This is a genomic window from Streptomyces lushanensis, assembly GCF_001700515.1.
GTDB lineage: Bacteria > Actinomycetota > Actinomycetes > Streptomycetales > Streptomycetaceae > Streptomyces > Streptomyces lushanensis.
Genome location: NZ_MAUD01000522.1, coordinates 1 through 3,578, shown reverse-complemented (window position 1 = coordinate 3,578; position 3,578 = coordinate 1). Strand labels below are relative to the sequence as shown.

The following is a 3,578-nucleotide window of genomic DNA, read 5'->3' as shown; positions in this document are numbered from 1 at the left end:
TCAAGGAAGGCACCACCGGCGCGCGCATCATCGGCAACACCTTCGACGGCAACGGTCTCACCGGCGCCAACTACGACGACTCCTGGGTCGACGTCAAGGGCAACAACGTCGTGGTCGAGGGCAACACCGGCAAGAACACCACGAACAACGGCTACGAGACCCACACCCAGCAGAGCGGCTGGGGCTGCGGCACCGTCTTCCGTTCCAACAAGTCGGACCTCCGTGGCTCGACCGGCGCCAATCAGCTCGCCATCAATGTCACCAACAGCGGTTCGAGCTGCCGCACCACCGTCTACAGCAGCAACACCGTGACCGGTGGCAAGGGGCTGACGAATATCGCCGTCACCCCCTGACCGGCCCGGTCCGGCTCCGGCCGGCCCCGTTCGGCGTCCGACCAGGGATCTCCGGTCCGGACATGCGTAAGGCCCGCCCCCCGAAGGGAGCGGGCCTTACGTCATACGGCTACCGGTCGCTCACGCCACCGGCCGGAGCGACTCGCCGAAACCAGGAGACCGGAGCGTCAGCTCTGGCCGCCCGCCAGCTTCTCCCGCAGGGCGGCCAGGGCCTCGTCCGACGCCAGGGCGCCGGAGTTGTCCGCGGACTCCGAGGAGTACGAGCCACCCGAGGCGGCCGGTGCACTGCCACCGCCGGCGGGAGCGGCAGCACCCTCGGCAGCGGCGGCCTCGTCGGCCTCGCGGGACTTGATGACCTGGGCCTGGTGCTGCTCGAAGCGCTGCTGCGCCTCGGCGTACTGGCCCTCCCACGCCTCGCGCTGGCTCTCGAAGCCCTCGAGCCAGTCGTTGGTCTCGGGGTCGAAGCCCTCGGGGTAGATGTAGTTGCCCTGGTCGTCGTAGGACGCGGCCATGCCGTAGAGCGTCGGGTCGAACTCGACCGAGGCCGGGTCGCTGCCGAAGGACTCGTTGGCCTGCTTCAGCGAGAGGCTGATGCGGCGGCGCTCCAGGTCGATGTCGATGACCTTGACGAAGATCTCGTCGTTGACCTGGACGACCTGCTCCGGGATCTCCACGTGGCGCTCGGCCAGCTCGGAGATGTGCACCAGGCCCTCGATGCCCTCGTCGACGCGGACGAACGCGCCGAACGGGACGAGCTTGGTGACCTTGCCCGGGACGACCTGACCGATCTGGTGGGTCCGGGCGAACTGCTGCCACGGGTCTTCCTGCGTCGCCTTGAGCGAGAGGGAGACACGCTCGCGGTCCATGTCCACGTCGAGCACCTCGACGGTGACTTCCTGGCCGACCTCGACAACCTCGGAGGGGTGGTCGATGTGCTTCCAGGACAGCTCGGAGACGTGCACCAGACCGTCGACCCCGCCGAGGTCCACGAACGCACCGAAGTTGACGATCGAGGAGACGACGCCGGAGCGGACCTGGCCCTTCTGGAGAGTCGTGAGGAAGGTCTGACGGACCTCGCTCTGGGTCTGCTCCAGCCAGGCACGGCGGGACAGGACCACGTTGTTGCGGTTCTTGTCCAGCTCGATGATCTTGGCTTCGAGCTCCTTGCCCACATAGGGCTGGAGGTCGCGGACGCGGCGCATCTCGACGAGGGAGGCCGGCAGGAAGCCACGGAGGCCGATGTCGAGGATGAGACCACCCTTGACCACCTCGATGACCGTACCGGTGACGATGCCGTCCTCTTCCTTGATCTTCTCGATCGTGCCCCAGGCGCGCTCGTACTGCGCGCGCTTCTTGGACAGGATGAGACGGCCTTCCTTGTCCTCCTTCTGGAGAACCAGGGCCTCGATCTCATCGCCCACGGCGACGACCTCGTTGGGGTCGACGTCGTGCTTGATCGAAAGCTCGCGGGAGGGGATGACGCCTTCGGTCTTGTAACCGATGTCGAGCAGGACCTCGTCCCGGTCGACCTTCACGATGACGCCGTCGACGATGTCGCCGTCGTTGAAGTACTTGATCGTCTCGTCGATCGCGGCGAGGAAGGCTTCCTCGTTACCGATGTCGTTGACCGCAACCTGCGGGGTGGTGGCGGTGGTCTCGGTGCTGCTCGTCATGTGGGAAAGGGCTCCGGTACGGACATTGAGTCGTAGGTACTGCCACGCCGGGAACCCGTATCGCCCCTGCAGAAGCCGGACAGCCGAGGAAGCGCCGCCCGGGGAAAGGGAAACGCCTCGACAACCGAGGAGACTTTCATACAGATGCGAGCGCGGCTGCTACGTCTGAGGCGCGCAGGCCCGCAGCGCAACCTTTAGCATACGGGGGCAGCCGGGCACGGTCAATGCGCGAAGGCGCACACCCGGGGCGGAACCTCACATACCCGGCACAATTCGCGTTTGATGAGGCCAGAACACTCGTCCGAGGCTGCCCACCACCGCTACTGACGGCACACTACGACGACGGACACGATGATCCAAGAGCATGAGCCCGAAGCGACCCCGCGATCCCCGGCGGCAGAGGATCCCGAGGCGCCGCAGGAGCCCGAGGCGACCCGCCGCGACAGCGGTCCCACCGAGAGCAGCCGGGCGAACCGCGGCTGGTGGGACCGGAACGCGGACGACTACCAGACCGAGCACGGCACCTTCCTCGGCGACGACCGTTTCGTCTGGGGCCCCGAGGGCCTCGACGAGGTGGAGGCCGGTCTGCTGGGCCCGCCGGAGTCGCTGCGCGGTCTGGACGTCCTGGAGATCGGCGCGGGAGCCGCCCAGTGTTCGCGCTGGCTGGCCGGGCAGGGCGCGCGCCCGGTGGCGCTGGATCTCTCGCACCGCCAGCTCCAGCACGCGCTGCGTATCGCCGACGGCCGGTCCCTGACGTTTCCGCTGGTCGAGGCCGACGCGGGCACGCTGCCCTTCCGGGACGGCTCCTTCGACCTGGCCTGCTCCGCCTACGGCGCGATGCCTTTCGTCGCCGATCCGGTACGGGTGTTCCGTGAGGTACGGCGTGTCCTGCGGCCGGGCGGGCGGTGGGTCTTCTCCGTCACGCATCCGATCCGCTGGGCGTTTCCCGACGAACCGGGGCCCGAGGGCCTGTCGGTGTCGGCCTCGTACTTCGACCGCACGCCCTACGTGGAGCAGGACGAGCGGGGACAAGCGGTGTACGTGGAGCACCACCGCACGGTCGGCGACCGGGTACGGGACGTGGTGGCGGGCGGCTTCCGGCTGGTCGATCTGGTCGAGCCGGAGTGGCCCGCCTGGAACACCCAGGAGTGGGGCGGCTGGTCACCGCTGCGCGGGAACCTCATCCCGGGGACGGCGATCTTCGTCTGCGAACGGGACTGACGTCCGCGAACGGGAAGGGGACGTACGGGCCCGGCGCAGACGTACGGGCCTGATACGTCACCCGTCCCCGGCGCGTACGACACTGAGCGGGTGATCCGCGACGACATCCTCGGCAGTCTGCCCGTACGCACCGCCCTCCCCGCGCTGGAGCGGGCGCTCGACGGGCACGGCTGCGCGGTTCTGTGCGCACCGCCGGGCACGGGCAAGACGACGCTGGTGCCGCTGGCGCTGGCCGGGCTGCTGGGCCCTGCCGACGGTCCCGTACGGCGGGTCGTCGTCGCCGAGCCGCGCCGGATCGCGGCACGCGCGGCGGCCCGCCGGATGGCGTGGC

At 68.8% G+C, this 3,578-nt stretch carries 3 protein-coding genes and 1 pseudogene; 3 read left to right on the top strand and 1 reads right to left on the bottom strand.

The genetic code is table 11. The features are described 5' to 3' along the window. Positions 1–353, top strand: a pseudogene (locus tag BFF77_RS30735) (right-handed parallel beta-helix repeat-containing protein); the annotation flags it as partial. A gap of 167 nt (positions 354–520) precedes the next feature. Here BFF77_RS30735 and rpsA read toward each other — a convergent pair. Then, positions 521–2,026 (bottom strand): 30S ribosomal protein S1, encoded by a 1,506-nt coding sequence (rpsA, locus tag BFF77_RS30730; RefSeq protein ID WP_066956593.1) that lies wholly within the window; start codon positions 2,024–2,026, stop codon positions 521–523. Positions 2,027–2,377: 351 nt separating this feature from the next. Between rpsA and BFF77_RS30725 the strand changes: the two genes are divergently transcribed. Further along, a complete protein-coding gene (locus BFF77_RS30725; protein WP_066956590.1) occupies positions 2,378–3,247 on the top strand; it encodes a class I SAM-dependent methyltransferase in 870 nt (289 codons plus the stop codon). 90 nt (positions 3,248–3,337) lie between these two features. Continuing rightward, the coding region (locus BFF77_RS30720) for a hypothetical protein (protein WP_141698574.1) at positions 3,338–3,578 on the top strand (241 nt) is incomplete at its 3' end.

Bases quoted from the DNA above. Each gene is read 5' to 3' on its own strand.
- rpsA (WP_066956593.1), bottom strand. From the start codon at position 2,026: ATGACGAGCAGCACCGAGACCACCGCCACCACCCCGCAGGTTGCGGTC.
- BFF77_RS30725 (WP_066956590.1), top strand. From the start codon at position 2,378: ATGATCCAAGAGCATGAGCCCGAAGCGACCCCGCGATCCCCGGCGGCA.